Origin of the sequence: Streptomyces durocortorensis (assembly GCF_016901035.1) — a bacterium.
In the GTDB taxonomy this organism is placed as follows: Bacteria; Actinomycetota; Actinomycetes; order Streptomycetales; family Streptomycetaceae; genus Streptomyces; species Streptomyces durocortorensis.
Genome location: NZ_JAFEUF010000566.1, coordinates 1 through 409, shown reverse-complemented (window position 1 = coordinate 409; position 409 = coordinate 1). Strand labels below are relative to the sequence as shown.

Annotated in this window: 1 pseudogene; it reads right to left on the bottom strand. The window is 74.6% G+C overall.

What is annotated here, in order from left to right:
- Positions 1–409, bottom strand: a pseudogene (locus tag JS521_RS36095) (DNA polymerase III subunit gamma and tau); the annotation flags it as partial.

Genomic DNA, 409 nt, shown 5'->3' with positions numbered 1-409 from the left:
GGCTGGTACTGCGGGGCGGGACGTCCGCCGCCTCCGCCGGACTGCGAGGGCATCCCGCCGCCACCGGAGGGGTCGATGACCGCTTCGATGCGCCACTGGGCGTTGAAGCGTTCGGCGAGGGCCTGCTTGAGGATCTCCTCGCTGCCGCTGCTGGCGAAGTTGTCGCGGGCACCCGCGTTGAGGAAGCCGAGCTGGAGCGTCGTGCCGTCGAACCCGGCGACCTGGGCGTTCTGGCTGAGCAGGATCCAGGTGAAGCGGCGGCGGCTCTTGACCGCCTCCAGGATGTCGGGCCACATGTTCCGCACCTGGGCGGCGCCCTGGGACATGTTCTGCCCGCCCTCGGGCGCGGCCGGCGCGACGGGGGCCGCCGACGCCTGGGCGACCGGGGCCGCGGGCGGCGGGGTGGCGG